Raw genomic sequence first — 1,110 nt, 5'->3', positions numbered from 1 at the left:
ACCAGGACGAGGCCGCCGTTCGGACCAGGAACTGCGCCCTTGATGAGCAGCAGACCCTTCTCCGCGTCAACGGCGTGGACGGTCAGGTTCTGGGTGGTGACCCGCTCATTGCCCATACGGCCGGCCATCCGCATGCCCTTGAACACGCGGCCCGGGGTGGCGCAGCCACCGATGGAGCCCGGCTTGCGGTGCACGCGGTGGGCACCGTGCGAAGCCTTGCCACCGCCGAAGCCGTGACGCTTCATGACACCGGCGAAGCCCTTGCCCTTGCTCTTGCCGGTCACGTCCACCTTCACGCCCGCCTCGAAGACGTCGGCGCTGAGCTCCTGGCCGAGGCTGTACTCGCTCGCGTCGGCGGTACGGACCTCGACGAGGTGGCGACGGGGGGTGACGTCGGCCTTCGCGAAGTGGCCCTTGAGGGGCTTGTTCACCTTGCGCGGGTCGATCTCGCCGAAGGCGATCTGGACGGAGTCGTAGCCGTCCTGGTCATTGGTGCGCACCTGGGTAACGACGCAGGGGCCGGCCTTCACCACGGTCACCGGGACGACACGGTTGTTCTCGTCCCAGACCTGGGTCATGCCGAGCTTCTCGCCCAGGAGCCCCTTGATCTGCTTAGCCATCTCTTCCGCGCCTCTCAGAGCTTGATCTCGATGTCAACGCCGGCCGGAAGGTCCAGGCGCATCAGCGAGTCAACGGTCTTGGGCGTCGGGTCGAGGATGTCGATCAGGCGCTTGTGCGTGCGCATCTCGAAGTGCTCGCGCGAGTCCTTGTACTTGTGCGGCGACTTGATGACGCAGTACACGTTCTTCTCAGTGGGCAGCGGCACCGGGCCCGCGACCGACGCACCAGTGCGAGTCACCGTCTCGACGATCTTCTTCGCCGAGGAGTCGATGACCTCGTGGTCGTAGGCCTTGAGCCGAATGCGGATCTTCTGTCCCGCCATGGCTACTTCGTAGTCCTGTCTCTCGTAACGCTCTGGGACCCGGGAGGTCACCGTTCTTCTCCGACCCACGCGGTCGGGCGTGTCGCACCCCTTCTCGTAAATCTCCACATGGAAGATCCCTCGAGGAGGAGAACGTGGGGGAAGAACACCCACCGGGCGCCTGGAAG

Annotated in this window: 2 protein-coding genes; both read right to left on the bottom strand. The window is 65.2% G+C overall.

What is annotated here, in order from left to right; translation table 11 throughout:
• A partial coding sequence (gene rplC, locus AB0I03_RS27000) for a 50S ribosomal protein L3 (RefSeq protein WP_360417463.1) occupies positions 1-620 on the bottom strand: 620 nt, incomplete at its 3' end.
• Between the two features lie 14 nt (positions 621-634).
• On the bottom strand, positions 635-943 hold the full coding sequence (rpsJ, locus tag AB0I03_RS26995) for a 30S ribosomal protein S10 (protein WP_003948644.1): 309 nt from the start codon (positions 941-943) through the stop codon (positions 635-637).
• Positions 944-1,110 lie beyond the last annotated feature (167 nt).

It is taken from the genome of Glycomyces sp. NPDC021274, from assembly GCF_040641195.1.
Lineage (GTDB): Bacteria > Actinomycetota > Actinomycetes > Mycobacteriales > Micromonosporaceae > Glycomyces.
Note: the sequence above shows the minus strand (reverse complement) of the source record. Positions and strands in the feature narration are given on the sequence as shown.

Excerpts from the sequence above, each read along its gene's own strand:
- rpsJ (WP_003948644.1), bottom strand. The coding sequence starts at position 943 with ATGGCGGGACAGAAGATCCGCATTCGGCTCAAGGCCTACGACCACGAG.